19 protein-coding genes are annotated in these 26,811 nt (G+C 68.4%); 12 read left to right on the top strand and 7 right to left on the bottom strand.

Annotated elements, in window-relative coordinates; all coding sequences use genetic code 11:
• Window positions 1-11: 11 nt before the first annotated feature.
• Entirely contained in the window at window positions 12-1,643 is a 1,632-nt protein-coding gene (locus DA1_RS02465) for a phospholipase D family protein (protein WP_034396314.1), read from the top strand.
• 16 nt (window positions 1,644-1,659) lie between these two features.
• Here the strand turns inward: DA1_RS02465 and DA1_RS02460 are convergent, their stop codons facing one another.
• Window positions 1,660-2,982 carry an NAD(P)/FAD-dependent oxidoreductase gene (locus DA1_RS02460; RefSeq protein ID WP_034396316.1) on the bottom strand — a complete coding sequence of 441 codons (1,323 nt, stop codon included), beginning with the start codon at window positions 2,980-2,982 and terminating at the stop codon, window positions 1,660-1,662.
• 397 nt (window positions 2,983-3,379) lie between these two features.
• On the opposite strand from DA1_RS02460, the gene DA1_RS02455 reads away from it, so the two are divergent.
• The 3 genes from DA1_RS02455 to DA1_RS02445 are packed head-to-tail and all read left to right on the top strand — an operon-like array spanning window position 3,380 to window position 4,796.
• Window positions 3,380-3,655, top strand: coding sequence for a ParD-like family protein (locus DA1_RS02455; protein WP_012206835.1), 276 nt, complete (start codon window positions 3,380-3,382; stop codon window positions 3,653-3,655).
• Entirely contained in the window at window positions 3,652-4,458 is an 807-nt protein-coding gene (map, locus tag DA1_RS02450; RefSeq protein WP_034396318.1) for a type I methionyl aminopeptidase, read from the top strand. Before DA1_RS02455 ends, map begins: the two co-directional genes overlap by 4 nt.
• Window positions 4,459-4,460: 2 nt before the next feature.
• Window positions 4,461-4,796 (top strand): SMR family transporter, encoded by a 336-nt coding sequence (locus DA1_RS02445; RefSeq protein ID WP_012206837.1) that lies wholly within the window; start codon window positions 4,461-4,463, stop codon window positions 4,794-4,796.
• Window positions 4,797-4,823: 27 nt separating this feature from the next.
• On the opposite strand, the gene DA1_RS02440 is transcribed toward DA1_RS02445, so the two are convergent.
• From DA1_RS02440 to DA1_RS02430, 3 genes are all read right to left on the bottom strand, one after another.
• The gene (locus DA1_RS02440) at window positions 4,824-6,470 is read right to left on the bottom strand and encodes an acyl-CoA synthetase (RefSeq protein ID WP_034396320.1); all 1,647 of its coding nucleotides are present in this window, start codon (window positions 6,468-6,470) and stop codon (window positions 4,824-4,826) included.
• A gap of 471 nt (window positions 6,471-6,941) precedes the next feature.
• Window positions 6,942-8,414, bottom strand: a complete 1,473-nt coding sequence (locus tag DA1_RS02435) for a hypothetical protein (RefSeq protein ID WP_034396324.1) — start codon at window positions 8,412-8,414, stop codon at window positions 6,942-6,944.
• Window positions 8,415-8,417: 3 nt separating this feature from the next.
• Window positions 8,418-9,752 carry an SPFH domain-containing protein gene (locus tag DA1_RS02430; RefSeq protein WP_034396327.1) on the bottom strand — a complete coding sequence of 445 codons (1,335 nt, stop codon included), beginning with the start codon at window positions 9,750-9,752 and terminating at the stop codon, window positions 8,418-8,420.
• Between the two features lie 265 nt (window positions 9,753-10,017).
• On the opposite strand from DA1_RS02430, the gene DA1_RS02425 reads away from it, so the two are divergent.
• The 5 genes from DA1_RS02425 to DA1_RS02405 all read left to right on the top strand — a co-directional run bounded on the left by DA1_RS02425 (window position 10,018) and on the right by DA1_RS02405 (window position 18,401).
• On the top strand, window positions 10,018-10,743 hold the full coding sequence (locus DA1_RS02425; protein WP_016447581.1) for a response regulator transcription factor: 726 nt from the start codon (window positions 10,018-10,020) through the stop codon (window positions 10,741-10,743).
• Window positions 10,740-12,992: a sensor histidine kinase gene (locus DA1_RS02420; RefSeq protein WP_034396330.1), complete on the top strand. Its 2,253-nt coding sequence runs from the start codon at window positions 10,740-10,742 to the stop codon at window positions 12,990-12,992. Before DA1_RS02425 ends, DA1_RS02420 begins: the two co-directional genes overlap by 4 nt.
• 41 nt (window positions 12,993-13,033) lie before the next feature.
• Window positions 13,034-15,067 (top strand): DNA primase, encoded by a 2,034-nt coding sequence (gene dnaG, locus DA1_RS02415; RefSeq protein ID WP_034396333.1) that lies wholly within the window; start codon window positions 13,034-13,036, stop codon window positions 15,065-15,067.
• 263 nt (window positions 15,068-15,330) lie between these two features.
• A complete protein-coding gene (rpoD, locus tag DA1_RS02410) occupies window positions 15,331-17,772 on the top strand; it encodes an RNA polymerase sigma factor RpoD (protein ID WP_013801152.1) in 2,442 nt (813 codons plus the stop codon).
• A gap of 149 nt (window positions 17,773-17,921) precedes the next feature.
• A complete protein-coding gene (locus DA1_RS02405) occupies window positions 17,922-18,401 on the top strand; it encodes a CYTH domain-containing protein (protein ID WP_034396335.1) in 480 nt (159 codons plus the stop codon).
• A 72-nt stretch (window positions 18,402-18,473) separates the two neighbouring features.
• Here the strand turns inward: DA1_RS02405 and DA1_RS02400 are convergent, their stop codons facing one another.
• Window positions 18,474-18,980, bottom strand: a complete 507-nt coding sequence (locus DA1_RS02400) for a GNAT family N-acetyltransferase (RefSeq protein WP_034396338.1) — start codon at window positions 18,978-18,980, stop codon at window positions 18,474-18,476.
• A gap of 41 nt (window positions 18,981-19,021) precedes the next feature.
• Window positions 19,022-20,530 (bottom strand): MocR-like pyridoxine biosynthesis transcription factor PdxR, encoded by a 1,509-nt coding sequence (pdxR, locus tag DA1_RS02395; RefSeq protein WP_034396341.1) that lies wholly within the window; start codon window positions 20,528-20,530, stop codon window positions 19,022-19,024.
• Between the two features lie 145 nt (window positions 20,531-20,675).
• On the opposite strand from pdxR, the gene gabT reads away from it, so the two are divergent.
• From gabT to DA1_RS02380, 3 genes are all read left to right on the top strand, one after another.
• On the top strand, window positions 20,676-21,986 hold the full coding sequence (gene gabT / locus DA1_RS02390; protein ID WP_034396343.1) for a 4-aminobutyrate--2-oxoglutarate transaminase: 1,311 nt from the start codon (window positions 20,676-20,678) through the stop codon (window positions 21,984-21,986).
• A gap of 30 nt (window positions 21,987-22,016) precedes the next feature.
• Window positions 22,017-23,474 (top strand): NAD-dependent succinate-semialdehyde dehydrogenase, encoded by a 1,458-nt coding sequence (locus tag DA1_RS02385; RefSeq protein ID WP_034396345.1) that lies wholly within the window; start codon window positions 22,017-22,019, stop codon window positions 23,472-23,474.
• 117 nt (window positions 23,475-23,591) lie between these two features.
• Window positions 23,592-24,569 carry a ketopantoate reductase family protein gene (locus DA1_RS02380; protein WP_034396348.1) on the top strand — a complete coding sequence of 326 codons (978 nt, stop codon included), beginning with the start codon at window positions 23,592-23,594 and terminating at the stop codon, window positions 24,567-24,569.
• Here the strand turns inward: DA1_RS02380 and DA1_RS02375 are convergent.
• Entirely contained in the window at window positions 24,557-26,734 is a 2,178-nt protein-coding gene (locus DA1_RS02375) for a TonB-dependent receptor domain-containing protein (RefSeq protein ID WP_034396351.1), read from the bottom strand. The genes DA1_RS02380 and DA1_RS02375 overlap by 13 nt on opposite strands.
• Between the last annotated feature and the right edge of the window lie 77 nt (window positions 26,735-26,811).

Here is a 26,811-nt window from a genome sequence, read left to right as displayed (position 1 = left end):
CCGAACGCCCCATGCCCCTGCTGCGCCGCGCCCTTGCCGCCACCCAGGCGCTCGTCCTGGCCCTGCTGCTGGCAGGCTGCAGCCTGCCGCCGCTGGCCGGCCGCAGCGAATCCACGGCGCTGGCGCCCGAGGCCGCCCAGGCCACGCTGCTGGGCCAGGCGCTGGCACCGCTGCTGGACCAGCATCCGGGGCTCACTGGCATCCACGCGCTTTCCGATGCACGCAACGCCTACGCGGCGCGTGCCCTGCTGGCCCGCGTGGCCCAGCGCACGCTGGATGTGCAGTACTACATCTGGCGTGACGACACCACGGGCCACCTGCTGCTTGACGAACTGCGACAGGCCGCCGACCGGGGCGTGCGCGTGCGCCTGCTGCTGGACGACGGCGGCACGGCGGGGCTGGACACGCAGCTCAGCGCGCTGGACCGGCATCCGCAGATCGAGGTGCGGCTGTTCAACCCCTTTGCGCAGCGCACGCCCAAGGCGCTGGGCTATGTGACGGATTTCTCGCGCACGCAGCGGCGCATGCACAACAAGAGCTTCACGGCCGACAGCCAGGCCAGCATCGTGGGTGGACGCAACATCGGCGACGAGTACTTCGCGGCCACCGACGGCGTGCTGTTCGCCGACCTGGACGTGGTCGCCATGGGGCCGGTGGTGGCCGATATCGCGCACTCGTTCGACCAGTACTGGGCCAGCGCCTCGGCCTACCCCGTGGCCAGCCTGCTGCCGCCGCTGCCCGACTATGCGGTGGCGCGCGCCAGCGAGGCCCTGGCCACCGAGGTGCAGCGCCCCGAGGCCCAGGCCTATGTGCGCGCCGTGGCGCAAAGCCCGTTCACGCAAGAGCTGCTGGCCGGCCGCCTGCCGCTGCAATGGGCCCGCACCACCCTGGTCAGCGACGACCCGGCCAAGGTGCTGGGCCAGGTGCCCAGGCAGGGGCTGCTGATCACGCAGCTGGCACCCGCCATTGGCCAGCCGCAGCGCCAGCTGGACTTGGTCTCGCCCTACTTCGTGCCCACCGAGGCCGGTGTGCGTGCCCTGGCCGGCCTGTGCCGCCAGGGCATTGCCGTGCGCGTGCTCACCAACAGCCTGGAGGCGACCGACGTGGCCGTGGTCCATGCCGGCTATGCCCGGTACCGGCGCCCGCTGATCGAGGAAGGCGTGCAGCTGTACGAGCTGCGCCGCCAGATCGGCGAGCCGGACACGCCCGCCGCCGATGCAGGCGTGCCCCGGCAGGGGCTACCATCGCCCGCCGCGTCCTCGGGCGGGAAGGCGGGCGTGGGTTCGGGCAGCCGCCCCGGCAGCTCGGGCTCCAGCCTGCATGCGAAGACTTTTGCGGTCGATGGCGAGCGCATCTTCGTGGGCTCGTTCAACTTCGACCCGCGCTCGGCCCACCTCAACACCGAGATGGGCCTGCTGATCGACAGCCCCGAGATGGCTTCGCAGATGAGCCGCATACTCGACCAGAGCCTGCCAGCGGCTGCCTACCATGTGCAGATCGATGCACAGGGCCGCCTGAGCTGGACCACGGAAAGCGGCACGCCGCCTGCGCCACTCACCACCACCACCGAGCCCGGCAGCAGTGCATTCAAGCGCCTGATGCTGCGCGTGCTGGGCTGGCTGCCCATCGAGGGGCTGCTTTGATGCCGGGCCCGGCCGCTCAGTCCAGCCGGATCGACGGGCGCAGGCGCGAATTCATCAAATCGATCAGCCACAGCAGCCCCCCGCGCCAAAAGCCGTAGATGCGGGCTTGGTGCGAGCGGTACAGCATGATGTGGCTCAGCATGGCCATGCGCCCGCGGATCACGCCGCCGTTGAACAGGCCGAATTTGCCCAGCGATCCATAGGCGTCGTAATGGGCCAATGACACCAGGGCGCCAAAGTCGCGGTAGGCAAAGCCTTCGGGACGGAAACCCGGCTCCTTCAGCAGGCGCGGCAGCGTCTCCACCAGATAGCGGGCCTGCTGGTGCGCCACCTGGGCGGTGGGCGGCAGCGGCACGCTGGCGCCGGGCAGGGTGAAGCTGGCGCAATCCCCCACGGCGTAGACGTTCGGGTCGCTGGTCTGCAGCTGGCCGTTGACCTTGAGCTGGTTGCCTTGCGTGGTTTCCAGTCCCAGCTGCGCCAGGAAGGCCGGGGCCTTCACGCCCGCTGCCCAGACGCGCAGGCCTGCGGGAACGAACTCGCCGCTGGCCAGAACGAACCCCTCTTCGCTGGCCGACTGCACGCGGCCGTTGACGATCACCGAAACGCCCAGGGCCTGCAGACGCAGGCGCGTGGCTTCGGAAATCTCTTCAGGAAAACCGGGCAGCAGGCGCGGCCCGGCCTCGATCAGCACGATGCCGAAGCGCGCGGCCTCGCCCAGCGCGCCGTAGGCCCGGGCGCTCTCGGCCAGTTGCACCAGCTCGGCCGCCAGCTCCACGCCCGTGGCGCCGCCGCCCACGATGGCCACGCGCAGCTGCTCGCCGCTGGTCATGCAGCGCACCATGCGCAGGCGGATCTCGCTGTTGAAGGCATCGGCCTTGCGGCGCGAGTCGATCATGAAGCAGTGCTCGTCCACGCCCGGCGTGCCGAAATCATTGGCGCCGCTGCCCACGGCGATCACCAGCCTGTCGTAGGCAATGCGCCGGCCCGGCACGATCTCGCGGCCATCGGGCGCCTCGATGGGGGCCAGCAGCACCTCGCGCGCCTCGCGGTCCAGGCCGCACATTTCGCCGGGCTGGTAGGCAAAGCTGGCGTCGCTGGCCTGGGCCAGGTAGGTGGTCTGCTGCTGGGCCAGGTCGCGCGTGCCGGCTGCAATGGTGTGCAGCATGGGCTTCCAGACATGGGCCGAATCGCTGTCCACCAGGGTCACCGAGCCGATGGCCCCCGTGCGCCCCTTGCCCAGCGCCGTGGCAATCTCCAGCCCCGCCACGCCACCGCCCACGACGACGATGCGCGCCCCGCCCGATCCCGTTGCCGAACCCGCTTCTTGTTCCTTGCCCATTGCTGCTCCCTGCCGGAAGGCCCGGCCGGCCGCACCATGCGCCGGCTTGCAGGACATTCGCTTCCAGACAGTCTTGATTCTTGTCAGTTTGGGTAGCAGGCGAGTTGCTAGGGGTAAGCCCCAGATCTGCAACAGATATCTGATAGAAGACCGCCGATCGCGCAAGGCCCAGTCTTGTACAGGACCGCGCTGCAGGAAAAACATCATCCCTGCCGGATGGCCAGCCGGACGTGATCATTGCGCTATCAACACAAGAGCATCCACCCCGTCCGTCACGCAGCATTGCCGACGACATGGCGGCCTGCATCTGAAGGCCTGCACGAATGCCCCGCCGCCGGGCCCGCGATTTGCGATTGTCAATATACGAAACGTATATTCCCCGTATGATCGCCACCCCATGGGAATCGTCAAAATATCCGACCAATTGCACGACCAGATCCGCCTGTCCAGCGCGGCCCTGGGTCGATCCATCAACGCCCAGGCCGAGCATTGGCTGCGTGTCGGCCAGCTGGCCGAACACCATCCCCATCTCGACTACGCAGGCATCTGCGCCCTGCTGCTGCAAGAGGCCGCGGCCACTCTGAAGCTGGGCGAGCCCGAGGCGGCACCGGCTCCCGCCGATACGGCAGCACGCCGCCCGCGCCCCGTGCGGCTGTCGGGAGGCCTGCAATGAGGGGCGCCAAGCTGCGCAGCGTCCCGCTGCACGATGCCCTCGATATCGGGCAATCACGCAAGGCCGGTGGCCTGGCCGCCCGTGTCCTGCAGATGCTGGTGCCCCACGTGCAGCCGGGCGTCAGCACCGAGCACCTGGACAAGCTCTGCCATGACTTCATCGTCGACGAACTGCGCTGCGTGCCCACCAACGTGGGCTACCACGGCTTTCCGAAGACGGTCTGCACCTCGCCCAACCACGTGGTCTGCCACGGCATCCCCGACGCCCGGCAGATCCTGCGCGAGGGCGACATCCTCAATGTCGATGTGGCCGTGACCACGCCCGAGGGCTGGATCGGCGACACCAGCCGCATGTACTACGTGGGCCAGCCCTCCAACCAGGCGCGCCGCCTGGTGGAGACCACCTACGAGGCCCTGCTGGCCGGTATCCGCGCCGTGCGCCCCGGCGCCACGCTGGGCGACATCGGCCATGCCATCCAGACCGTGGCTCAGCGCGAGCGCTTCAGCGTGGTGCGCGAGTACTGCGGCCACGGCATCGGCAAGGTCTACCACGACGACCCCCAGGTGCTGCACTACGGCCAGCCCGGCCAGGGCATGGTGCTGGAGGCCGGCATGATCTTCACCATCGAGCCCATGCTCAACGCCGGCAAGGCGGCCACGCGCGAACTGGCCGACGGCTGGACGGTGATCACCAACGACAAGTCGCTGTCCGCCCAGTGGGAGCACATGGTGGTGGTGACCGACACGGGCTTCGACGTGCTCACGCGCTGGCCCGAGGGCACGGGCAGCTACGCGGCCATCTGAGCATGGCGTCCAACTACCTGTACCTGGGCCTGGCCATCGTCGCCGAGGTGGCGGCCACCTCCTGCCTCAAGCAGTCCGAAGGCTTCACGCGGCTGTGGCCCAGCGTGGTCACGGTCCTGGGCTACGCGCTGGCCTTCTACTTCCTGTCGCTGACGCTGCGCACCGTGCCCACGGGCGTGGCCTATGCGATCTGGTCGGGCGCGGGCATCGTGCTGATCTCCCTGGTCGGATGGCTCTGGCAGGGCCAGACGCTGGACCTGCCCGCGCTGGCGGGCATGGGCCTGATCGTGGCGGGCGTGCTGGTCATCCAGCTGTTTTCCAAGACGGCCGGACACTGAGCCGCTGCCCGCGCTGCGGCCCGGCCCTCAGCCCGTGATGGCCTGGACCGACCCGGCCTGGCGGCGCAGCTCGAACTTCTGGATCTTGCCCGTGCTGGTCTTGGGCAGCTCGCCAAAGACCACGGCGCGCGGCACCTTGTAGCCGGCCAGGTGCTTCTTGCAGTGGGCCACGATGTCTTCGGCCGTGGTCTGCGCGCCGGCCTTCAGCTCGATGAAGGCGCAGGGCGTCTCGCCCCATTTGGGATCGGGCTTGGCCACCACGGCGGCGGCCAGCACGGCCGGGTGGCGGTAGAGCACGTCCTCGACCTCGATGGACGAGATGTTCTCCCCGCCCGAGATGATGATGTCCTTGCTGCGGTCCTTGATCTGTATATAGCCGTCCGGATGCTGCACGGCCAGGTCGCCCGTGTGGAACCAGCCGCCGCGGAAGGCCTCGTCCGTGGCCTGCGGGTTCTTCAGGTAGCCCTTCATGGCGATGTTGCCCTGGAACATGATCTCGCCCATGGTCCGGCCGTCATGGGGCACGGGTTCCATGGTCTCCGGATCGAGCACGCTGGCCGAGCGCTGCAGGTGGTAGCGCACGCCCTGGCGGGAATTGAGGCGCGCGCGTTCGCCGATGTCCAGCGCATCCCAGGCTGCGTGCTTGGCGCAGACCGTGGCCGGGCCATAGACCTCGGTCAGGCCGTAGACATGGGTGATGTCGAAGCCCAGCTGCTCCATGCCCTCGATCATCGACGCCGGCGGCGCGGCGCCTGCCACCATGGCCTTGACCCCGGCGGGCACGCCCTCCTTCATGGCGGCCGGCGCATTGACCAGCAGGCCGTGCACGATGGGCGCGCCGCAGTAATGCGTGACGCCGTGGTTGCGGATGGCATCGAAGATGGCCTGCGCCTCCACCCGGCGCAGGCAGACGTTGACCCCCGCGCGTGCCGCCACCGTCCACGGAAAGCACCAGCCGTTGCAATGGAACATGGGCAGGGTCCACAGATAGACGGCGTGCTTGGGCATGTCCCACTCCAGCACATTGCTGATGGCATTGATGGCCGCGCCCCGGTGGTGATAGACCACGCCCTTGGGGTTGCCCGTGGTGCCGCTGGTGTAGTTCAGCGCGATGGCATCCCATTCGTCGGCAGGCAGCTGCCAGTCGAAACCGGCATCGCCGCCGGCCACGAAATCGTCGTAGTCCAGGCTGCCCACCTGCTCGGCGGCCGGGCCGTACAGCACGTCCTCGACCTGGATCACCAGCAGCGGCGCGCTGCGCTGGCGCAGCTTCAGCGCCTTGGCCACCACGCCCGTGAACTCCGGGTCCACGATCAGCACCTTGGCCTCGCCGTGGTCCAGCATGAAGGCAATGGTTTCCGCATCCAGCCGCGTGTTCAGCGCATTGAGCACGGCCCCCGCCATGGGCACGCCGAAATGCGCCTCCACCATGGGCGGCGTATTGGGCAGCATCACGGCCACGGTGTCGTTCTTGCCCACGCCCGCCTTGTGCAGGCTGCTGGCCAGCTGGCGGCAGCGCGCATAGGTCTCGCCCCAGTTGCGGCGCAGCGTGCCGTGGACCACGGCCAGCCGCTCGGGATAGACCTCGGCCGTGCGGGCGATGAAGCCCAAGGGGCTGAGCGGCGCATGGTTGGCGCTGTTGCGCTCCAGATGCTGGTCGTAAATGTGGGTCATCGTGGTCTCCGGTTCGCTGGGTTTTCTGGTGAGATGCCCGCCTGCGGCCGCAGGCTGGCGAAACCTGAAGATATAGCAAGACAGGCTTACACAAGCTTGATGCGCATCCACCCGGCTCGCCACTGCACAGGCCCGGATAACCAAAGCGGCATGCATGGTCTTTGCAGGGCATCACAATTTTCAGAATTTCATGGAAATTAAAAATACCTATGCAGGACAATCACTTGACCTGCCTGCAGGCGCGCCTCCGACTGTCCCCCAGGCGACTGCACAACCACAGTCCTCTATAAGACATCATTTATCAGATGACTCGGCCGCACGGCCCCGGCTTCACTCGTAGAATCGCCGCTTGGATTCGCCGGCCAGCACCGCTGGAAGGCGAACAAGGAGTTCCTAGAGGAGTCGCCTGGCAACGCTCCAGGCATCGTTGGAGACGAGCCTGCACCCCACCGGTGCAGGCTTTTTTTTGCTTCAGCGCAGGCTCAGGGACTGGCGCTTCCAGGCCGGGTCCTGCCAGCGCTGGAACAGCGGCAGGGCCGATACATCGCCGGTCACGCGCTCGGTGGCCAGGCCGTCCAGCCGCACCACTTCGAAGCTCTTGCGGTAGCGGCCCTGGCCACGGGCCTCGCGCGCCACCAGCATCAGCTGGCCGCCAGGCACCCAGCCCGCCCATTCGGCCACGCCGGTCTCCGGGGCGGTGGCGGCCGGGGGCAGCACGTCGGCCAACCAGCCGCCTTCGGTCTTGCGCAGCACCCACAGTTCGCGCCAGCCTTCCAGCGGCTGCACGGCCAGGGCCACGGCCGTGCCCTCGCGGTTGGTGCTGGCCGATGCGGCCCACACCACGCCATAGGTGCAGCGGCGCAGCAAAGGGGCCTTGGCGCCGTGCTGGGCGTCCACCAGCAGCACGCAGGTTTCGCCGGCAGCACCGGGCTCGGTCAGCAGCGTCGGGCGGGCTCCGGCAGCAGGAGCCGCAGCAGCAACAGGTGATAGCGCCCAGCGCACGGCGCTCACCCGCATGGCTGCGTCGTTGTAGGCGCTCTGGTCTTCATCGGGCAGCTCGGACTTGCCGACGCCCGTGAACTCGGCCAGCGCCCGGGCGGCCGATACCGCAACGGCAGGGTCGGCCATGCTCTTGCGCGCCTGCTGAAAGGCCAGCGCCGCCCACACGCTGGCGCGGCGCATCTGCACGCGGCCGCGCAGGTAGGGCGGCAGGCCGGTCACATCCACGCGCTCCAGCACATCGGCCTGCCAGGCATGCATGCGGGCGCGCTCATGGGCCGGCAGATCGGGGTCCACGCATTCGGGCCGTGTCAGGGCCAGGGCGGCGCGGGCGCGCTGCGGCGCGTCGGCGGCGGGCATGGCCAGCACGCGGCGGAAGAATTCGCCTTCATAGCAGACCTGCATGCGGCCTTCGACCTCATAGGTCGCAAAGCGCAGGCCGTAGCCGTTGGCCACATCCAGGTGGGCCGACAGCGTGGCGCCCGAGGCCTTGCCGGGCGCAGCGGCGGAGGCGCGCCGCGCCAGCCGGTCGGCAAAGCCGCCCAGTGCGTCGAAGGCCTGCGCGCCTTCGGCGCCGGCCAGGGTCCTGGCGGGCGCGGCCTGCAGGTAGGCGGCCGCAAGGCCGATGCCCAGCGCCTCGGCACCGGGCGTGTCCTGCACGAAGCGCAGCACGGCCAGCAAGGCGGGGGCATCGGCCTCGGTCATGGCCACGCGGCGCACATCGCCGGCGCGGATGAAGCCGCCGCGCTCGCGCTTGTGGTCCCAGACCTGGAGGTAGTCCAGGCGTTCGCCCCTGATCTCCAGCACCTCGCCCTGCCACAGGCTGGCCTGCTGCTGGGCGCCATCGCGCGGCGCGGCGCGCAGGCTGGCCTGGTCCTGCACCACGATGGCGCTGCCCATGCCGGTGGCCAGCGCTGCGGCGGCCAAGGTCGATACGGTCAGCATGGCTTATTGCTCCTGAACGGCTGCGTTGGCATCTTCGGCCGCCACGGAGGCTGCGCCGGCCTGTGCATTGCGGCTGCCGCCCAGCAGGGCCGCGCCGATGAAGTCGCCATTGGCCGGCGGGGGCGCGATGATGACCTGGATCTTGTCCGAGAGCTTGTCGGCCAGCGTCTTCTGGATGAGCAGCGGGTAGCGCGTGACCAGGGTGCCTTCGCGCGCCATCTGCTCGGCGTTGACCTTGCCCAGGCGGTCCATGCGGAAGGCCTCGGCCTCGGCCAGCTTCTGGCGTGCGTCGGCTTCGCCATTGGCCTCGATGCGGCGGGCCTGGGCGCTGCCCTCGGCGGCTTTCACGCGGGCCACGCGCTCGGCCTCGGCCTCCAGCTGGCGCTGCTCGATCTGGCGCTGCTTGAAGGGCAGTACATGCTTCATGGCCTCTTCCTGGGCACGCGCCGCAATCACCTGCTCGCGTGCGGCGGCTTCGGCGGCCACTTCGCGGCGCACCTTGTCGGCATTGGCGTCCAGCTCGGTTTCCTTGACGCGCTTGTCCTTGAGCTCCAGCGTGTAGCGCATCTTCTCCGAGGCCAGCTCCTCGGCCAGCAGGCTGTCCATGCCGCGGCGGTACTCGGCGGGCAGGTCCACCTTGCCGATCTGGATGCTGCGCAGCGTGACGCCGTCGGCCGCCAGGCGCGTGCGCAGTTCGGTCTCCATGATCTGGGCGATCTCGGCGCGCTTGGTCGAGAAGATTTCGCGCACGGTGTAGCGCGCAAACACCTTGTAGACCAGGCCCTGCACGGCGGGCTCCACGATGTCGCCGCCTATGTCCAGAGGCAGGTTGCCGGCCTTGACGGCGGGCGATGCGGGATCAAGCGCATAGCGCACGTTCAGGTCCAGACCCAGGGACAGGCCCTCGACCGACTGCAGGGGTGCACTGCCATTGGCCTGGCGCATGGCCTCCGGGCGGTAGCTCTGGTCGCGCAGGGAGAACACACGCACCGTGTGCAGGCCCGGCACCACCCACACGCTGCCATCGCGCCACAGGCTGACGGAGCCCGTGAACTGGTTCAGGCGCACGCCCAGCGTGCCCTGCTCCAGGTGCTGCACGGGCGGGTTGCGCACCACCACCAGACCTGCCGCCACCACCACGGCGCCGATGGCCAGCCAGCGCACGGTACGTGCCGTGGGCAGCAGGACTGCCCAGTCCACGGGCTGGCGGCGGGGCGCGTTGCCCGGCAGCGTTGCAGCATCGGACCCGGCTGCGGGCGCGGCAGTGCCGGCTTCGTCCAAGCGGGCGGACTTGCGGCCCGTCAGGGCCTGCATGATGCGGTTCCAGGTGGCTTTCATGGTGTTCTCTCTCTCGGCTGTGATGGCTGTTGTTGGCTGTTGTTGGCTGTTTCTGAGGCACCGGAAACAGGGGTGGCTCATTGAGGACCGATTGTTCGGATCCACCCCGGAAGCAACAACGCGGCGCGCGGCCCAATGCGTTCACGGCGCCAGCGCAAACGCTCCGGCCCCGGAAGAAAAACTCACACCCGGGCCGGCGCAGGGCCGAGATAATCCCGCGAACACCGCCACGGCGGCCTCCCCGACCCCACCACTGCACAGCCCCATGACCCGTATCGCCGTGATCGAAGACGACCTTCCCACCAGCAACCAGTTGGCGGGATGGATACGCAGTGCGCGCAGCGGCATCGTGATCGACCAGTGGTTCACGCGCGACGAGGCCGAGGCCGCCCTGGCGCGCGAGCACTACGACGCCGTGGTGCTGGACATCGAGCTGGGCCGCGAGCGCCACGCGGGCGTGGCCCTGATCAACGCCATCAACAAGCTGGGCCAGGGCACGCCGGTGCTGGTGGTGTCGGCCATGCCGGCCGCCATCTACCGCAGCATCATGAAAGCGCTGGACGCCTGGGACTACCTGCAAAAGACCACCTTCGAGGAGGCGGACTTCATCGAGACCTTCCTGGACATCCTGCGCACCACGCAGCGCGCGGCGCCCGTGGCCGCGCAGGCCGCCGCAGCGCCCGCAGGCGATGCCCTGGTGCTGGACCCGCTTTGGCAGCGCACGCCCACCTGGCGCGGCGAGCGCATCAACCTGCCGCTGACGGCCCAGCGCATCCTGGCCACGCTGCACCAGCGCAGCGGCGAAGTGGTGTCCTACGACGAGCTGTTCGAGGTGGTCAAAAGCGGCCGCAACCGCGACAACGTGCGCAAGCACGTCAGCACCATCCGCGAGGCCCTGCGCGAGGTGGACCCGGGCTTCGAAGGCATAGAGAACGTGCCCATGCGCGGCTTTCGCTGGGTGGGCCAGGCCGGCGCCGCCGCCCGCGCATGAAGCGCCTGCTCAACCCCAAACTGGAGCTGCCCCGGCTGGAAGTTCCGCGCCTGGGCCTGGCCGCCTTCCGCCAGCGCATCCTGCTGCGCGGCGTGTTCGTGCTGCTGGCCGTGGCCACGGTGGCGCTGAGCGTGGTGGTGCTCAAGGACGAGAAGGAACGCGCCTGGCAGGCCTACCAGCACGGCTTTGTGCGCAGCCAGGCCGAGGTCATGGCGCGGCTGCGCCATCCTTCGGGCCGGCTGGCCCTGCTCAACGCCGGCCACCTGGGCCAGGGCGTGACGCCGCTGGCGCCGCTGCTGCTGCCCTATGCGGCCATCGACTTCGACGATCCGCAAAAGTCCCAGCAGGCCGTGGAGATGGCTGGCTGCTCGGTGCAGTATCCCGATGGCGCCTCGCTGTGCGCGGCCATCGGCAACAATCCCTACGCAGGCGGCTTCATCTATCTGGTGGGCAGCTTCTTCGCAGGCGAGCTGACACCGCGCGAACGCGGCTCGCGCGAGCCCGCCCAGGCGCACCGCGCCCGCATCACGCTGGACATGCGCGGCAGCACCTACCGCTGGATCGCCCCCTATGAGGCCATGCCGCAGCAGGGCAGCAGGGCCGGCAACGGCGAGCACGGCCGGCTCACCGGCTTTGTGGACAACGGCACGCCCCAGCTTGACGCCCGCGCGCGGCCCGTGCGCGATTTCCGTGGCTGGCTCTGGCAGAACGGCCATTGCCGCGACCTGCCGCCTGGCGTGCAGGGCCATGCGGGCAATGACAAGACGCCCCCTGCAGCCGATTGCCTGCGCCGCACGCACTACTCCATCCGCCTGCCGGTCGAGCTGTTCCGCGAGGCCCTGTTCCGCAGGGACGTGCGCCCCGTCTGGCCGCCCGAAGACCTGGGCAGCATGCGTGTGCGCGTGGAAATGCTGGCCCCCGGCGACACGGAGCCGCCGCTGTTCGACAGCAATACGCCCGGGGCGCAGCTTGCCGCCTCGCTCAACGACATCTCGCGCAGCCTGCTGCCGGGCGAGCGCGTGCAGATCCGCAAGGTGGGTGCCGACGAAGCCAGCGCCATCACCCTCAAGGGCGTGGATGTGCAGGCCGCGCCGTCGGCACCCTGGCTGCTGCGCCTGATCAGCTGGCTGCCGCTGGATGCAGCCGGCGTCTCCGCCGCCACCATGACCCCGGCCGTGCCCACGGGCCAGGACATTCTGGACACGCCCACGGGCAACTACACCGTCAGCTTCACCGGCCACCCGCGCGATGTGGAGCAGGGCCTGGCCGCCGTGGCCACGCGCCTGTCCTGGTACCTGGGCGCCATGCTGGCGGCCATTGCGCTGGCCTGGCTGATCGTCGAGCTGGGGCTGATCCGCCGCGTGACCGCCCTCACCCGGCGCGCCGCCGCCGTGTCCTACAACGTGCAGGACGGCCATGTCGGCCCGCGCCTGGGCGACCTCGAAGTATCGGACCTTCGTGGTTCCGACGAGCTGGGCATTCTGGCCGGCGGACTGGCCGACCTGCTGCAGCGCGTGAAGGACGACCTGCAGCGCGAACAGCTGCGCGCCCAGCAGGAACGCGACATGTGGCATGCCGTGGGCCACGAGATCATGTCGCCCCTGCAATCGCTGATGGTGCTTTACGGACCCGACGACCCCGGCCACCGCTACGTGCAGCGCATGCAGCAGGCCGTGCATGTGCTCTACGGCACGGCATCGCCGGCCGAGGCGCTGCAGGCCGCCAACGTGCCCGAAGGCCGGCTGGACCTGAACGCCTTTCTGTCCCACGTGGCCGCCAACGCGCACTTTGCGGGCATTGCCAACGTGGTCTACGAAGGCGGGAGCGGGGGCGGGAGCGGGGGCGGGAGCGGGGGCGGGAGCGGGGGCGGGAACAGGGACGTCACGGGCGCCGTGATCGTGCGCGCCGACGAGTTTGCGCTGGAAGACGTGGTCACCCACATCCTGCGCAATGCCGACAGCTACCGGCCCGCGGGCACGGCCATCACGCTGTCGCTGTCGGCCTCGGAGTCCGCCGCCAGCGCCACGCTGCACAACCAGGGCGCCACCATTGCGGAGGACCTGCTGGAGCGCATCTTCGAGCTGGGCGTGTCCGCCCCCCAGGAGCCGGCGGCCGCCAGCAGCGCCGAGCACCGGGGCCAGGGCCTGTTCGTGGCCAGGACCTATATGGCCAAGATGGGCGGCACAATCAAGGCGCACAACACGCGCGATGGCGTGGCCTTCACGCTGACCTTCCAGCGCCTGGGCTGAGGGCCGGGCACCGCCGGTCAGTGCCCCCGGGGCACGGCCGGATGGCCCCGCGAAGGCACAATACGCGGGTGTCCATTCCCCAATCGTTCATCCAGGAATTGCTCTCGCGCGTCGACGTGGTCGATATCGTGGGACGCTACGTGCAGCTCAGGAAGGGCGGCGCCAACTTCATGGGCCTGTGCCCGTTCCACAGCGAGAAGTCGCCCTCCTTCACCGTCAGTCCCAGCAAGCAGTTCTATCACTGCTTTGGCTGCGGAAAAAATGGCAACGCCATCGGCTTTCTGATGGACCATGCCGGCATGGGCTTTGTCGAAGCCGTGCAGGATCTTGCCGGCCAGGTCGGCCTGCAGGTGCCGCAGGACGACATCAGCCCCGCCGAGCGCGAGCGCCAGGCTGCGCAAAAGCAGAAACAGGCCACCCTCACCGACGTGCTGGAGAAGGCAGGCGACGCCTACCGCAAGCACCTCAAGGCATCGCCCCAGGCCATCGACTACCTCAAGCGCCGCGGCGTCTCGGGCGAGACCGCCAAGCGCTTCGGCCTGGGCTACGCGCCTGCGGGCTGGCGGTCGCTGGCAAGCGTGTTCCCGCAGTACGACGATCCGCAGCTCGAAGAATCAGGCCTGGTCATCGTTGGCGAGGGCGACGACAAGCGCTACGACCGCTTCCGCGACCGGCTGATGTTTCCCATCCGCAACGTCAAGGGCGAGTGCATCGGCTTCGGCGGCCGCGTCTTCGGCGACGAGAAGCCCAAATACCTGAATTCGCCCGAAACCCCGGTCTTTCACAAGGGGCGCGAGCTCTACGGCCTCTTCGAGGCCCGCACCGCCCTGCGCGACATGGGCTATGCGCTGGTCACCGAAGGCTATATGGACGTGGTGGCCCTGGCCCAGCTGGGCTTTGCCAACGCCGTCGCCACGCTGGGCACGGCCTGCACGCCCGACCATATTCACAAACTGTTTCGATTTACCGAAGCCGTCGTCTTCAGCTTCGACGGCGATGCGGCGGGACGGCGCGCCGCGCGCAAGGCGCTCGATGCGGCCCTGCCCTATGCCAGCGACACGCGCAGCGTCAAATTCCTCTTCCTGCCCGCCGAGCATGACCCGGACAGCTTCATCCGCGAGTACGGCAGCGAAGCCTTTGCCCGCTACGTGGGCGACGCGCTGCCGCTGAGCCGCTTTCTCATCGAAGCCGCCAGCGAGGGCTGCGACCTGGGCCAGGCCGAAGGCCGCGCCCACATGGCCAGCAATGCCCGCCCGCTGTGGACGGCCCTGCCCGACGGCGCCCTCAAGCGCCAGCTGCTGGGCGAGATCGCCGAACTCGTGCAGCTGGATGCGCGCGATCTCTCGGACCTGTGGTCGCAGGAAGCCGCCCGCAGCGGCCCCGCACGGGGCTCCATGGCCGGCGGCGCCCACCATCCGGGCCAGGCCAGCCATGCACCGGCCGCGCCCGACTGGGGCCAGCCGGCCGAATACAACGCGCCTTCGGGCTGGCCCGAGGGGGGCAGCCAGGGCGGCGGCGCAGGCGGCTGGCGCGCAGGCGAGCCCGGGCGCGGCGGCAAAAAGCCCTGGCCTCGCAAGCCCTGGGACAAAAATGGCCGCAGCGACTTCAACCCGCCGCCCATGGGGCCGCGCGTAGCCCCCGCCACGCGCACGGACCAGGCGGCGCGCCTGCTCATGGCGCACATGGAGTTCATGGAAGAACTCACCCACGAGGACTTCGAGGCGCTGGCGCGCTGCGCCGCCGGGCACGGCGCGCTGTTCCGCTGGATGGAAGCACAGTTCCAGGAATCCGGCCCCCGGCCCTTCGCCGTGCTGCGCGAGCAACTGCGCGGCCTGCCCCATGAGGTGCTGGCCGACAAGCTGATGAGCGGCCCCCACGCCCATCCCGAAGGCGAGCTGTCCGAGCTGCGCCGCGAGCTGCGTGGCGTGCTCAACCGCATCGTCATCGACCACATCAAGGCCCAGATCGACGAAGCCGTGCGCGACATGGCACGGGACCCCAGCGCCGCCCAGCGCTATCGCGATCTCTTTGCCCGACAGCAGGTCCTGGAAAACCAGATGCGTACTTCCTCTTGAAATCGAGGTAAGCAGATATAATTAGGGGCTATCGGCAAGAGCGACAGCAGCACCTCCGGACCGGGCCCCGTGAAGAACTCACGTGATTGCAGCAACTGCACGGCCCAATTTCCCGCAAGGACTGCACACCAAATGTTCGCCCAGACATCTTGCCTGGAACGTTTTTCGCTTCCCTGGCGGACCTAGTCCGTCCGCGCGTGCGCCTAGGCGGCGCTTGTTTGAGTTTCCCTTTGTGTGTGTTCGCTCCTGACCGTGAGGTGTTCATGCCCGTTTCAAAGTCCGTGAAGTCCAAGCAGGCCCCCGAAGCTCCAGCGAAGCCCAAGACTTCGACAACCTCTTCAGCCCCGGCCAAGGCCGGTGCCGGCAAAGCCGCTGCAGGACCGAAGAGCGCCGCATCTGCGGCCAAAGCAAAGAAAGATACCGACGTGGTAACCAAGTCCCAAGCCGAACTCAAAGCCATGGCCGACGAGCTGCTCGCCGCCGCGACCCCCAAGCGCGGCCGCAAGAAGGCAGCCGAAGGCGACGACGCCCCCGCCCAGACCGAAAAGAAGCCTGCCGCCGCCAAGAAGGCGCCGGCCAAGGCAGCCGCAAGCTCCACCGCCGCTGCCAAGACCCCCGCCAAGCGCGGCCGCAAGCCCAAGGCCAAGGAAGGCGGCGACGACATCGATGATGCCGACCTGTCCGATATTGATGGCGACATCGACGGCGAAGGTGAAGGCGAGTCCGAGGTCGAGACCGAAGTGGAAGTCGAGGTCGAGACCACTTCGGCCCCGGCCGAAAAGGTCAAGCCCCTGCGCATGAAGATCAGCAAGGCCAAGGAACGCGCCTTGATGAAGGAATTCGGCCTGGACGAAACCGTCCTGACCGAAGAGGAAATGTCCACCCGCCGCCAGCGCCTGAAGGCGCTGATCAAGCTGGGCAAGACGCGCGGCTACCTGACGCACAGCGAAATCAACGACCACCTGCCCGACAAGCTGGTCGATGCCGAGACGCTGGAAGTCGTGATCTCCATGCTCAACGACATGGGCGTGGCCGTCTACGAGCAGACTCCCGATGCGGAAACCCTGCTGCTGAACAACACGGGCCAGTCCGCCACCACCGAAGAGGAAGCCGAGGAAGAGGCCGAAGCCGCCCTGTCCACGGTGGACTCCGAATTCGGCCGCACCACCGACCCCGTGCGCATGTACATGCGCGAAATGGGCACGGTCGAGCTGCTGACGCGCGAAGGCGAAATCGAAATCGCCAAGCGCATCGAAGGCGGCCTGATGGACATGATGGAGGCCATCTCGGCCTCGCCTGCCACCATCGCAGAGATCCTGGCCATGTCCGAGGAAATCCGCGAAGGCAAGGTCGTCATCTCCACCATCGTCGACGGCTTCGTCAACGCCAATGAGAACGACGACTACGTGGCCGAAGAAGACTTCGACGAATACGACGAAGAGGACGACGACGACGGCAAGGGCGGCTCCAAGGCGCTGACCAAGAAGCTCGAAGAGCTCAAGAACGAGGCGCTGCGCCGCTTCGACGCCATGCGCGAGAACTTCGACAAGATGCACAAGGTGTACGACAAGGACGGCTACGGCACGCCCGTGTACATGAAGGTGCAGAAGGCCCTGACCGAAGAGCTGATGACCATCCGCTTCACGGCCAAGACCATCGAGAAGCTGTGCGACCTCGTGCGCGCCCAGGTGGATGACGTGCGCAAGAAGGAACGCGAGCTGCGCAAGATCATCGTGGACAAGTGCGGCATGCCGCAGGAGACCTTCATCGCCCAGTTCCCGCCCAACCTGCTGAACCTGCAGTGGGTGGTGCAGCAGGTCGCGGCCGGCAAGCCCTGGAGCAACGTGCTGGAGCGCAACATCCCGCCCGTGCAGGAGCTGCAGCAGAACCTGATCGACCTGCAATCGCGCGTGGTCGTGCCGCTGGACGAGCTCAAGCGCATCAACAAGCGCATGAACGATGGCGAGCGCGCCAGCCGTGACGCCAAGAAGGAGATGATCGAGGCCAACCTGCGCCTGGTGATCTCCATCGCCAAGAAGTACACGAACCGCGGCCTGCAGTTCCTGGATCTGATCCAGGAAGGCAACATCGGCCTGATGAAGGCGGTGGACAAGTTCGAATACCGTCGCGGCTACAAGTTCTCGACCTATGCCACGTGGTGGATCCGCCAGGCCATCACGCGCTCGATCGCCGACCAGGCGCGCACCATCCGCATCCCGGTGCACATGATCGAGACCATCAACAAGATGAACCGCATCTCGCGCCAGCATCTGCAGGAGTTCGGCTTCGAGCCCGATGCATCCATCCTGGCGGCCAAGATGGAGATCCCCGAGGACAAGATCCGCAAGATCATGAAGATCGCCAAGGAGCCGATCTCCATGGAAACGCCGATCGGCGACGACGACGATTCGCACCTGGGCGACTTCATCGAGGACACCAACAACACCGCTCCCGTGGACGCCGCCATGCAGGCCGGCCTGCGCGACGTGGTCAAGGACATCCTCGACGGCCTCACCCCGCGCGAAGCCAAGGTGCTGCGCATGCGCTTCGGCATCGAAATGTCCACTGACCACACGCTGGAAGAAGTGGGCAAGCAGTTCGACGTCACGCGCGAACGCATCCGCCAGATCGAGGCCAAGGCCCTGCGCAAGCTCAAGCACCCGAGCCGCTCGGACAAGCTGCGCAGCTTCATCGACTCGCTGTAAGGCGCTGTGGATGCCGGCCTCCGGGCCGGCAACCGCCCCCTGGAAAGCCCCGCACTCCCCTGCGGGGCTTTTTGTTTGTGGCGGGCCATCTGCCGGGCAGGGCGACGGTGGCGCGATAGACTGCCGCCTTTGTCTGCACGGGCAACAGCATGGCTCTCGAAATCGAACGCAAATACCTGGTGGCCGACCCTGGCATCGTGGCAGGCCTGACCGGCGTGCGCATGGCGCAGGGATACATCGCCGACAACGGCATGTGGGTGCGGGTGCGCATCGCCGGAGACACCGGATTTCTCACGCTCAAGGGCCCGGCACGCGGCATGAGCCGCGCCGAATTCGAATACCAGATCCCGCTGGCCGATGCCGAGACGCTGCTGGCCCAGCACTGCGCACATGGCGCCATCGACAAGGTGCGCTACATCGTGCCGGTGGACGGCTTCGACTTCGAGGTCGATGTGTTCGAAGGCCCCCTGGCCGGCCTGGTCACGGCCGAGATCGAACTGGCGAGCGAGGATATCCAGCCGCCATCGCCCGCCTGGCTGGGCGCGGAGGTCACCTCCGACCTGCGCTACAGCAATTCGCAACTGGCCAAGACCCGGCAGCTGCCCTCGCCGGCCCTGCTGCCGGGTTGAAGCAGGACGGCCCTGTGGACGCCCCGGGGCTATAGGGACTGACTGCCGGAACTGCCTGCGCTGTGCAGCGGTTCAGTCGCCGGCCCGGTCCAGGGCCATCGTCTGCACCCGCAGTTCGCAGCCCTCGCGCAGCGGCTGCAGCCCACCCACAGGCCGAAAGCCATGCGCCAGGTACAGGCGCATGGCGGGAGAGTCGGCATCGGTCACACCCAGCCGCACACGCTGCATGCCCTTGTGCCAGGCCCAGGCGACGGCCTGCGCCAGCAGCGCTTGGCCTGCGCCCCGGCCACGCGCGGCAGGATCGACCCACATCTGGAAGAGATCGGCCACGCCGGGCTCGGGGGCACACAGCTTGCACCAGACCAGGCCGCAGGCCTGGCCGCCGTTGACGGCGAAGAGCACCCTGTCCCTGCCCCCGGCAGCAGCGGCCTGCAGCCGTGCAGCCCAGTCCGCGTCCGCCCTTGCAGCCTCTGCCGCCCAGGTGCTGCCGAAGGCGTCGGGGGCGTCGCGCAGGGCACGCAGGCGGATATCGCGGTACTGCGGCCATTCATGGGGATCAACGGGGCGGATGGAGATCATGGAGCTTTCTGCGTCAGGCAAAGGGGTTGGGAAAGAGAACCTCAGCCCCGGCCATGCCGGGCTCCGAGCACCGCCAGCATACGGAAGAAAGCGGCACCGATCTCCTCCTCGCAGACGCAGGCGTATCCCAGCAGCAGGCCGCGCCGCTTGTGCGGGCCTGCGTAATAGCGCGACAGCGGCTTGACGAAGATGCCCGCCTGCCGGAGATCCTCGGCAAGCGCCACATCGTCGTCCTGGCCCGGCAGCTGCATCACGAAATGCAGGCCTGCGCTGCTTTCCACCCAGGGCAGGTGGTCGGCGCCCAGGTAGCGCTCGATCAGGGACAGCAGCATGCGGCGGCGCTTGCCGTAGAGCAGGCGCATCTTGCGGATGTGGGCGGCGTAGTGGCCTTCGGTGATCAACTCGGCAATCACCTGCTGGGGCAGCTGGTGCCCCTCGCGGTACAGCTCGGAATGGATGCGCCGCAGGGGCTCGGCCAGCGCCGGTGGCAGCACCATGTAGCCCATGCGCAGCCCCGGATAGAGGGTTTTGCTGAAGGTGCCTATGTAGATCACGGGCGCACCTTCCTCCATGCCCTGCATGCTGGGCACGGGACTGCCGGAGAAGCGGAATTCGCTGTCGTAGTCGTCCTCCACGATCCAGGCGCCCACGCGGCGCGCATAGGCAATCAGCGCACGGCGCCGGGCCATGCTCATGACGGCGCCCAAGGGATATTGGTGCGAGGGCGTGACGAAAATCAGCCGGGGTGCGGGCAGGCCTTCGGGCAGTTGCATGCCCTCCTCATCCACGGGCACGCTGTGCAGGTGCAGCCCGTGCTGCATGCGCAGCACGTTGGCAATGCCCCAGTAGCCGGGCTCCTCCATCCACACGCAGTCGCCGGGATCGGCAAGGCTGCGCACCACCAGGTCGATGGCCTGGTGCACGCCTTCGGTGATCAGCACCTGGCCCGGCCCGCAGTCCACCGAGCGCGCCACGCGCAGGTGCTCGGCCAGGGCCTGCTTGAGCGCGTCCATGCCGCCGCGCGTGCCGTAGGTCAGCAGTTGCGGCCCGGCGTGGCGCAGCAGGCGGTTATGGATGCGAGCATAGGTGGCGCGCGGAAATTCGGTCACGTCGGGCACGCCGGGCATGAAGGCGCCCCATTGCTGCTCGGAGGCCTGGGCCGTTTTCAGCAGGGCCTGCGCCTGTGCAGACAGGCCGCCGCCCGGTACGGGCGCCGCGGCGGTGGCGCGGCGTGCGGGCGCACGCCCGCCGCTCAGCAGCAAGGCCGCGGGCAGGGTGTCCACCACATGCGTGCCCCGCCCCACCTGGCTGCGCACATAGCCCTCCACCTGCAGCTGCTCGTAGGCGTGGTTGACGGTGTTGCGCGACACGCCCAGCTCGCGCGCCAGGTCACGCGAGGCAGGCAGACGGCTGCGCGGCAACAGGGCCCCGCTGTCTATGGCCTGGCGGATGGCCAGGTACAGGCCCCGGTTGAGATGAGTGCGGTCGCCGCCCAGCCCGCGCCAGTCCATCTGGAGGATGAGATCCGCGCACACGGAGGGTTTTGCCATGCCTGCCTTGGTGGAGTGAGGATAGAGGTGGAGGTGGAGGCGCGCTCAATTGGCACCACCATCTTTTCAAAAGATGGCTCCAGTCATGGAACCAATGGCCACTATAACGGGAAGCCTTGCATCCCCATCAACGGAGAACCCTCTCATGTCCAGCGCCACCGCCTCTTCCCCGAACCAGCAACTCCAGAACCGGCGCAACGCCGCCATGCCGCGCGGCGTGGGCGTGATGTGCGGCTTCCATGCCGTGCAGGCCGACAACGCCCTGCTGACCGATGCCGAGGGCCGGCAGTACATCGATTTCGCGGCCGGCATTGCCGTGCTCAACACGGGCCACCGCCATCCGCGCGTGGTCCAGGCTGTGCAGCAGCAACTGGAGCGCTTCACGCACACGGCCTTCCAGATCGTTCCCTACGAAAGCGCGATTGCGCTGGCCGAGCGCATCAATGCGCTGGCGCCCATCGCCGGCCCGGCCAAGACCGCCTTCTTCACCACGGGCGCCGAGGCCGTGGAGAACGCCGTCAAGATCGCGCGCCATGCCACGGGCCGCTCGGCCGTGATCGCCTTCCAGGGCGCCTTCCATGGCCGCACCCAGCTGGGCATGGCACTGACGGGCAAGGTGGCGCCCTACAAGCAGGGCTTCGGCCCCATGCCGGGCGAAGTCTTCCACGCCCCCTTCCCCTGCGAGCAGGCGGGCGTGAGCGTGCAGCAGTCGCTGGACGCCATTGCCATGCTGCTCAAGACCTCGGTGGACCCGCAGCGCGTGGCCGCCATCATCGTGGAGCCCGTCCAGGGCGAAGGGGGCTTTCACCCCGTGCCTGCCGCCCTGTTCACCGGCCTGCGCCAGCTGTGCGACCAGCACGGCATGCTGCTGATCGCCGACGAGGTGCAGACCGGCTTCGCTCGCACGGGCAAGCTGTTCGCCATGGAGCACTACGGCGTGCAGCCCGACCTGATCACCATGGCCAAGAGCCTGGGCGGCGGCCTGCCGATCTCGGGCGTGGTGGGCCGCGCGGCCGTCATGGACGCGCCGCATCCCGGCGGCCTGGGCGGCACCTATGCCGCCAACCCGCTGGCCGTGGCCGCGGCCCATGCCGTGCTCGACGTGATCGATGAAGAACGGCTGTGCGAGCGCGCCCACGCACTGGGCAACCAGCTGCGCGCGCGCCTGCAAGCCCTGCAGGCGCAGGATGCCGGCATTGCCGACGTGCGCGGCCTGGGCTCGATGCTGGCCGTGGAGTTCCGCCTTCCCGGCAGCGGCGAGCCCGACGCGCAGCGCGTGGCCGCCGTCGTCCGGCACGCGCAGGAGCAGGGCCTGCTGCTGTTGACCTGCGGCCTGTACGGCAACGCCATCCGCTTTCTCTATCCGCTGACGATTCCACAGCCGCTGTTCGCCAGGGCCCTGGACATCATCGACAGCGCCATCACCCAGAGCGCGTCCCAGCCAGTCGCCGCCTGAATCCCCATCCCAGCCACACCCTGCTGCACCATGAGTCTTTCACTGCAACGCCCCGATCTGTTCCGCCAGGCCTGCCTGCTCGCCGAGGGCTGGCGAGCCGTGGGCTCCGGCCCCGCCATCGACGTCTTCAACCCCGCCACGGGCGAGCGCCTGGGCCAGGTGCCTGCCCTGCAGGCCGGCGAGACCGAAGCCGCCATTGCCGCCGCACAGCGCGCCCTGCCCGCCTGGGCCGCGCTGACGGGCAAGCAGCGCGCAGGCATCCTGCGCCGCTGGTTCGACCTGATGCTGGCGCACCAGGACGATCTGGCGCGGCTGATGACCCTGGAGCAGGGCAAGCCCCTGGCCGAGGCACGCGGCGAGATCGCCTACGCGGCCTCCTTCATCGAATGGTTTGCCGAGGAAGGCAAGCGCGTGGACGGAGAACTGCTGCAGTCGCCCACGGCCGGCCAGCAACTGCTGACGCTGCGCGAGCCCATTGGCGTGTGCGCCGCCATCACGCCCTGGAACTTCCCGGCCGCCATGATCACGCGCAAGGCCGGCCCGGCGCTGGCCGCCGGCTGCACCATGCTGGTCAAGCCGGCCGAAAGCACGCCCTTCACCGCACTGGCCCTGGGGGTGCTGGCCCAGGAGGCCGGCATTCCCGCCGGCGTCTTCCAGGTGCTGACCGGCCACCCGCAGGACATCGGCCAGGCGCTGACGCAAAGCCCCGTGGTGCGCAAGCTCAGCTTCACGGGCTCCACGGCCACCGGGCGGCTGCTGATGCGCCAGTGCAGCGACACGGTCAAGAAGCTGTCGCTGGAGCTGGGCGGCAATGCGCCGTTGATCGTGTTCGACGATGCCGATATCGACCAGGCCGTGGCCGGCATCCTGGCCTCCAAGTTCCGCAACGCGGGCCAGACCTGCGTATGCGCCAACCGCATCTATGTGCAGGACGGCATCCATGACGAACTGGCCCGCCGCCTGGCGCGGGCCATGGCGGAGTTCAAGGTCGGCAACGGCCTGGAGCCCGGCGTGACGCATGGCCCGCTGATCAACGAGGCCGCCGTGCAGAAGGTGGAAAGCCATGTGGCCGACGCGCTGTCCAAGGGCGCGCGCCTGCTGGCGGGCGGCAGGCGCCCGGTGCCGGGCCAGCTGTTCTTCGAGCCCACGCTGCTGGCCGATGTGAACGACAGCATGCGGGTCTGCGAGGAGGAAACCTTCGGCCCGCTGGCGCCGCTGTTCCGCTTCCACGACGAGGACGAAGTGGTGCGCCGCGCCAACGACACCATCTACGGCCTGGCCGCCTATCTGTTCACCAACGACAACCGCCGCATCTGGCGCGTATCGCGTGCGCTGGAGTACGGCATGGTGGGCATCAATACCGGCCTGATCTCCAACGAGGTCGCGCCCTTCGGCGGCGTCAAGCAGTCCGGCCTGGGCCGCGAGGGCTCGCGTCACGGCATCGAGGAATACCTGGAAACCAAGTACCTGTGCCTGCAGACGGCATGAGCACGGCATGAGGACGGCCTGAAGTCCGCAGTGCCCCCCCGGCAGGGAAGACAGCATGGGCCCTTGACGGCAGCCTGGCTAGACTGGGCGCCATCAAAGGCCTATCCGATTCGCACCATGGACGCTTCTTCCGCCAGCCCCTCCTCCCCCACCGCGCCGCTGCGCATCGCCGTCATGGGTGCAGGCGCCGTGGGCTGCTATTTCGGCGCACTGCTGGCACGCGCCGGCCACCAGGTCACGCTGATTGGCCGTCCCGCCCATGTGCAGGCCGTGCAGCAGCATGGCCTGCGGCTGGAGACGGCGGCGCTGGACATCCAGGTGCCCATGCAGGCATCGACCGAGGCCAGCGCCGTGCGCGATGCCGATGTGGTGATGTTCTGCGTCAAGTCCACGGCCACCGAGGAAGCGGCCCGCGAGATGCAGCCGCACCTGGCGCCGGGCGCCCTGGTGCTGACCATGCAAAACGGCGTGGACAACGACGAGCGCGTGCGCGCCGTGCTGGGCCCGTCCGTTGCCGTGGCGGCCGCCGTGGTCTATGTGGCCACGGCCATGGCCGGTCCCGGCCATGTGCGCCACTTCGGGCGTGGCGAGCTGGTCATCGCGCCCTCTGCACTCAGCGAACAGGTGGCCCTGCAATTTGGCGCGGCGGGCATTGCCGTGCAGGTATCGCCCGATGTGCGCGGCGCGCTGTGGGCCAAGCTGGTGATCAACTGCGCCTACAACGCGCTGTCGGCGCTCTGCCAGCTGCCCTACGGCCCACTGGTGCAGTCGCCCGGCGTGACGGACGTGGTGGATGACGTGGTGGCCGAATGCCTGGCCGTGGCCAGGGCCGACGGCGTAGCCCTGCCCGGCGACGTGCCCGCTGCCGTGCGGGGCCTGCCGGCCACCATGCCGGGCCAGTTCTCGTCCACCGCCCAGGATCTGGCGCTGGGCAAGCCCAGCGAAATCGACCACCTGAACGGCTACGTGGTGCGGCGCGGCGAGGCCCTGGGCGTGCCCGTGCCGCTGAACCGCACGCTGCAGGTGCTGGTCAGGCTGGCCCCGTCACGCGTGCAGGCCAGCCAGGCGCCCCGGAACCCGCCTCAGAACTCGTAGTTGGCGGACACCCACAGGCGGCGGCCTTCCTGGTTGTTCGCGTAGCGGTTGCCAAAGATCACGGTACCCTGGACCTGGCCCGGTACGTTGTAGGGCTGGTAGTCCACGAAATCCTTGTTGAACAGGTTGTAGATGGCCGCGTTGATGGTGAACTGCTTGCTCACGCGGTAGCTGCCGCCCAGGTGGAACTGGGTATAGGCCTTGTAGTTGCCCAGCGCGGCCTTGGCGGCCTGGGAGCTGGCGCTGGTGCCGGGGTCGCGGAAGCGTTCGCTGCGGTATTCGGCACGCAGCCACAGGTTCCACTGGGCACCCGGCTCCCAGTTCAGGCGGGCGTTGAGCGCATGCTTGGGCGTGTCGCTCAGCGGGTTGCCCCGGTTGGGGCCGCTCTTTTGCTCGCTCCTGGTGAAGGTGTAGTTGGCGCTGGCATTCCAGCCGCGCGCCAGCGGCATGCGCGCGCTCAGCTCCAGGCCGCGCGTGACGGCCTCGTCCACGTTGATGGACTGGCCGAAGGCATCCACCAGCGGCCAGTCGCCGAAGCTCACGCAGCCGGGGCGGTTGGGCGCTGCCGCAAAGTCGCAGTTGATCAGGCCCGGGCCGCTGGTGATCTTGTCCTTGAACTCGTTGTTGAACACCGTGGCGCTGCCCGCAAAGCCCGTGGGGCTGTCGAAATAGACGCCCAGTTCAGTGGTGCGGCTGGTTTCGGGCTTGAGGTTGGGGCTGCCCACCAGCGGCAGGCGGCCCTGCTGGCCGAAGCCGTTGATGCCGGGCGCCAGCTGCTCCACGCGCGGCGTCTTGTAGCCGTTGCTGATGCCGCCCTTCACGGTCCACTGCGGCGCGGCATTCCACACGCCGTAGATGCGCGGGCTGAGCTTGCCGCCGAAGAGGCTGTGGCGGTCATAGCGCGCGCCCATGGTGAGCTTGAAGGCGTCGGTCAGGCTCCATTCGTCCTCGGCAAACAGGGCCTTCTGCGTGAAGGCGAACTTGTTCGGCGCCACGCCGTCCTTCATCTCGGCATCCCACCACTGGCCGCCCAGCGTGGTCAGGTGGGCACCCCAGGGCAGGACCAGCTTGCTGTCCAGCACCTTGCTTTCCACCTCCAGCGTGCGCGCGGCACCTGGCGTCGCGCCCGGGGTTCCCCGGGGAATGGTCCGGCCGATGGTCTCGGTCCGGTTGACCATGAAGCTGGTGTCCCAGGTTCCGAAGCCGTAGCGACCGGTATGGGCCAGCGTGAGCTGGTCACGGTTGTATTTCTGCTCGGGGCTGTAGCCCCCCGTGCCCAGCGTACCCAACTGGCCCTGCGAGTTGTCATAGGTCTGGCGGCCCGAGTCCAGGTCCAGCGTGATGTCGTGGTATCTGTTGGGCGTGAGCGCCAGGCGCAGGCCCAGGTTGTTGATCTCGGACTTGACGGGGTTGCCGCCCATGAGGGGAACGGCTGGCTGGCCGTTGGCGCCCGCATAGGTGATGTCCGAAGCGGCCCGGCGCTGCGTGCTGCCGCGGATCGACAGGCCCAGCATGTCCTGCTTGATGGGGCCGCTCAGGTAGAACTTGCCGGATTTGATGTCGCCGAACTCCGACTCTTCCTGCAGCGTGTAGTCGGCGCTGACGCTGCCCGTCCAGGTCTTGCCGACCTTGCGGGTGATGATGTTGATCACGCCGCCCATGGCGTCGGAGCCGTAGAGCGTGGACATGGGGCCGCGGATGACCTCGATGCGCTCGATGGCGCCGATGGGCGGCATGAAGCTGGTCTGCGTCTCGCCAAAGCCGTTGGGCGTGACGTTGCCGGCCGAGTTCTGGCGGCGGCCGTCGATGAGTACCAGCGTGTAGTCGCTGGGCATGCCGCGGATGCTGATGTTCAGGCCGCCGGTCTTGCCTGCGGGGGCGCCCACGTCGATGCCTTCCACGCTTTCCAGCGCGTCGGTCAGGCTGCCGAAGCGGCCCTTGGCCAGTTCCTCACGCGGGATGACGGTGATGGAGGCCGGCGCCTCCTTGATGTCCTGCTCGAAACCCGAGGCGGAGACCACGACTTCGCGCAGCTCCGTGGCGGGCGCGGCATTGCCTGTTGCCGTCTGAGCAGAGACGGCACCCGAAGCGCAGACGGCAGCCACCACAAGGGCCAGATGGGAAGGACGCGACGGAAGAACTCCGCGCGGATCGCGATACGACATGCAAACACTCCAGAAACGGAAAACGGGCTGTGGGGCCCGTGAAACTCGCTTTGAAATGTTTGGTTATGCGATGGGAT

This window comes from Delftia acidovorans NBRC 14950, assembly GCF_001598795.1.
Taxonomy (GTDB): Bacteria; Pseudomonadota; Gammaproteobacteria; order Burkholderiales; family Burkholderiaceae_C; genus Comamonas; species Comamonas acidovorans.
Note: the sequence above shows the minus strand (reverse complement) of the source record. Positions and strands in the feature narration are given on the sequence as shown.

What these genes read in the sequence shown, in the direction of transcription:
- DA1_RS02465 (WP_034396314.1), top strand. Translation starts at nt 12, where the DNA reads ATGCCCCTGCTGCGCCGCGCCCTTGCCGCCACCCAGGCGCTCGTCCTG.
- DA1_RS02460 (WP_034396316.1), bottom strand. Translation starts at nt 2,982, where the DNA reads ATGGGCAAGGAACAAGAAGCGGGTTCGGCAACGGGATCGGGCGGGGCG.
- DA1_RS02455 (WP_012206835.1), top strand. Translation starts at nt 3,380, where the DNA reads ATGGGAATCGTCAAAATATCCGACCAATTGCACGACCAGATCCGCCTG.
- map (WP_034396318.1), top strand. Translation starts at nt 3,652, where the DNA reads ATGAGGGGCGCCAAGCTGCGCAGCGTCCCGCTGCACGATGCCCTCGAT.
- DA1_RS02445 (WP_012206837.1), top strand. Translation starts at nt 4,461, where the DNA reads ATGGCGTCCAACTACCTGTACCTGGGCCTGGCCATCGTCGCCGAGGTG.
- DA1_RS02440 (WP_034396320.1), bottom strand. Translation starts at nt 6,470, where the DNA reads ATGACCCACATTTACGACCAGCATCTGGAGCGCAACAGCGCCAACCAT.
- DA1_RS02435 (WP_034396324.1), bottom strand. Translation starts at nt 8,414, where the DNA reads ATGCTGACCGTATCGACCTTGGCCGCCGCAGCGCTGGCCACCGGCATG.
- DA1_RS02430 (WP_034396327.1), bottom strand. Translation starts at nt 9,752, where the DNA reads ATGAAAGCCACCTGGAACCGCATCATGCAGGCCCTGACGGGCCGCAAG.
- DA1_RS02425 (WP_016447581.1), top strand. Translation starts at nt 10,018, where the DNA reads ATGACCCGTATCGCCGTGATCGAAGACGACCTTCCCACCAGCAACCAG.
- DA1_RS02420 (WP_034396330.1), top strand. Translation starts at nt 10,740, where the DNA reads ATGAAGCGCCTGCTCAACCCCAAACTGGAGCTGCCCCGGCTGGAAGTT.
- dnaG (WP_034396333.1), top strand. Translation starts at nt 13,034, where the DNA reads ATGGCCCCGCGAAGGCACAATACGCGGGTGTCCATTCCCCAATCGTTC.
- rpoD (WP_013801152.1), top strand. Translation starts at nt 15,331, where the DNA reads ATGCCCGTTTCAAAGTCCGTGAAGTCCAAGCAGGCCCCCGAAGCTCCA.
- DA1_RS02405 (WP_034396335.1), top strand. Translation starts at nt 17,922, where the DNA reads ATGGCTCTCGAAATCGAACGCAAATACCTGGTGGCCGACCCTGGCATC.
- DA1_RS02400 (WP_034396338.1), bottom strand. Translation starts at nt 18,980, where the DNA reads ATGATCTCCATCCGCCCCGTTGATCCCCATGAATGGCCGCAGTACCGC.
- pdxR (WP_034396341.1), bottom strand. Translation starts at nt 20,530, where the DNA reads ATGGCAAAACCCTCCGTGTGCGCGGATCTCATCCTCCAGATGGACTGG.
- gabT (WP_034396343.1), top strand. Translation starts at nt 20,676, where the DNA reads ATGTCCAGCGCCACCGCCTCTTCCCCGAACCAGCAACTCCAGAACCGG.
- DA1_RS02385 (WP_034396345.1), top strand. Translation starts at nt 22,017, where the DNA reads ATGAGTCTTTCACTGCAACGCCCCGATCTGTTCCGCCAGGCCTGCCTG.
- DA1_RS02380 (WP_034396348.1), top strand. Translation starts at nt 23,592, where the DNA reads ATGGACGCTTCTTCCGCCAGCCCCTCCTCCCCCACCGCGCCGCTGCGC.
- DA1_RS02375 (WP_034396351.1), bottom strand. Translation starts at nt 26,734, where the DNA reads ATGTCGTATCGCGATCCGCGCGGAGTTCTTCCGTCGCGTCCTTCCCAT.